Annotated in this window: 1 protein-coding gene; it reads left to right on the top strand. The window is 47.7% G+C overall.

The features are described from left to right. Window positions 1-17 precede the first annotated feature (17 nt). A partial coding sequence (locus KMS84_RS39785; RefSeq protein ID WP_256921529.1) for a hypothetical protein occupies window positions 18-304 on the top strand: 287 nt, incomplete at its 3' end.

Below are 304 nucleotides of genomic sequence, written 5' to 3'. Positions count from 1 at the left end.
CCACAGGAGTGAGCCGTATGAAGTTGATTTTAGGAGTGCTGGCGGTAGCGCTATTGGCGGGTTGTGTTGGCCCGGGAGATTTGGCTAAAAATGATCCAAGTTTGAAGCTATCTACTAAAAAAGATCCGAAAAGCTACGCATTGTGCGTGTTTCCAAAATGGCAAGACGCTCGAACCGATTCGACAATGGCGGAAACGGAAAGCGGTTACAGGCTGTTGGTTGCCAGCAATAATATGGCCGATGAAATGCTCGATATCCGCAAAACTTCAATGGGTAGCTCTGTAACCCTTCATCAGAGAATGGC

The organism is Streptomyces hilarionis, assembly GCF_024539675.1.
Classification (GTDB): domain Bacteria; phylum Actinomycetota; class Actinomycetes; order Streptomycetales; family Streptomycetaceae; genus Streptomyces; species Streptomyces hilarionis.
Note: the sequence above shows the minus strand (reverse complement) of the source record. Positions and strands in the feature narration are given on the sequence as shown.